The organism is Candidatus Streptomyces philanthi, assembly GCF_059553635.1.
Genome location: NZ_JCANQV010000639.1, coordinates 1 through 777, shown reverse-complemented (window position 1 = coordinate 777; position 777 = coordinate 1). Strand labels below are relative to the sequence as shown.

General features: G+C 70.5%; 2 protein-coding genes. Both read left to right on the top strand.

Going from position 1 to position 777, the window contains the following annotated elements:
* The first annotated feature begins 119 nt into the window (after positions 1–119).
* A complete protein-coding gene (locus tag AC51EU_RS30810; RefSeq protein WP_496270382.1) occupies positions 120–527 on the top strand; it encodes a DUF742 domain-containing protein in 408 nt (135 codons plus the stop codon).
* A partial coding sequence (locus tag AC51EU_RS30805; RefSeq protein ID WP_496270381.1) for a GTP-binding protein occupies positions 508–777 on the top strand: 270 nt, incomplete at its 3' end. The genes AC51EU_RS30810 and AC51EU_RS30805, both read left to right, overlap by 20 nt.

The following is a 777-nucleotide window of genomic DNA, read 5'->3' as shown; positions in this document are numbered from 1 at the left end:
GCTGCACTGAGGTGCGGCACCCCGGCCGCCTCCCACAGGCCGGCCGGGTCGCCCGTCCATCGTGCCGCCCCCACCGGCCCCACCCGACGACCTGTCAGTTGTCCCGCTCGGAGGACCCCATGACCCCGCCACCCACATCCGGCTCGTACGGCGCCTACAGTCAGGCGCCGTACGGCGGCGAAGGCGATCAGCCGCTGGTACGGCCGTACGCCATGACCGGAGGCCGGACCCGGCCGCGCTACCAGCTCGCCATCGAGGCACTGGTCAGCACGACGGCCGATCCCGCCCAGCTGCCCGGGCTGCTGCCCGAGCACCAGCGGATCTGCCACCTGTGCCGTGAGGTCAAGTCGGTGGCCGAGGTCTCCGCGCTGCTGCACATACCGCTGGGGGTGGCGCGGATTCTCGTCGCCGACCTGGCGGAGGCCGGGATGGTGGCGATCCATCAGCCGGGTGGCAGCAACGAAGCGGGCGGCACGCCGGACGTGACCTTGTTGGAGAGGGTGCTCAGTGGACTTCGCAAGCTCTGACGACGGCATGCAGGGCCGTTCGACGACGTCCGCCAAGATCGTGGTGGCGGGCGGCTTCGGCGTGGGCAAGACCACGTTCGTCGGGGCCGTCTCGGAGATCAACCCGCTGCGGACGGAGGCGGTGATGACCTCCGCGTCGGCGGGGATCGACGACCTCAGCCACGTCCAGGACAAGACGACCACGACCGTGGCCATGGACTTCGGCCGGATCACGCTGGACCAGGACCTGATCCTGTACCTGTTCGGCACG